The organism is Faecalibacterium sp. DFI.5.82, from assembly GCF_029076575.1.
GTDB lineage: Bacteria > Bacillota > Clostridia > Oscillospirales > Ruminococcaceae > Faecalibacterium > Faecalibacterium duncaniae.
This window is the reverse complement of the sequence record NZ_JARFIS010000166.1, coordinates 1-354: the sequence shown is the minus strand read 5'-3', so window position 1 is coordinate 354 and position 354 is coordinate 1. Positions and strand designations below refer to the sequence as shown.

Sequence of the window (354 nt, the reverse complement as noted above, 5' to 3'; positions counted from 1 at the left end):
CTGGGACGTGCCCACCACCTGGGACGAGATGTGGGAACTGGGCGACATGGCTGCCGCTGAGGGTACCTACCTGTTCACCTACCCAACCACCGGCTACTTTGATGCGTTCTTCTACGCACTGATGTATGCCGCCGGCGGCCCGGAGTTCTTCAACAAGGCCACCCACTATGAGGAAGGCATCAGGGATACCCCGGAGGCAAAGACCTGCTTTGACATCGTCAACAAGCTGGCTTCCTACACCAACCCCATTACCCCCGCAAAGGCCAACGATCAGGACTTTACCCAGAACCAGCAGCTGGTGCTGGACAACAAGGCCCTGTTCATGCCCAACGGCACCTGGATCGTGGGCGAGAT

General features: G+C 58.8%; 1 protein-coding gene. It reads left to right on the top strand.

What is annotated here, in order from left to right; all coding sequences use genetic code 11:
• The coding region (locus tag P0G09_RS16080; protein ID WP_275253161.1) for an extracellular solute-binding protein at positions 1-354 on the top strand (354 nt) is incomplete at both ends.